This is a genomic window from Streptomyces beijiangensis, from assembly GCF_017315755.1.
GTDB classification, from domain to species: domain Bacteria; phylum Actinomycetota; class Actinomycetes; order Streptomycetales; family Streptomycetaceae; genus Streptomyces; species Streptomyces beijiangensis.
Map to the genome: position 1 here is coordinate 298 of NZ_JAFLRJ010000998.1, position 301 is coordinate 598.

Genomic DNA, 301 nt, shown 5'->3' on the forward strand with positions numbered 1-301 from the left:
CCTTCATGTACGTCGGCGCGCTGCTGGCCTCCGCCGCCAACGCCCTGTTCTTCAAGGGCGGCGCCGACACCGCAGGACTGCACGACCTCAGCCTGTTCCTGCTGGTCATCGCCTGTCTCTTCCTGGCGGTGAGCGTGGCGGACCGCTCGCTGCGCCGCATCGGCACGACCGCGTAACTCCCCACCCCCCACCCTCCCTCTCTCCCTCTCCCTCCGTACGGAAAAGAGCACAGCCATGCCTCTCACCGCACTCGACCCGACCTCCGCACTCGTCCTCATCGACCTGCAGAACGGTGTCGTCT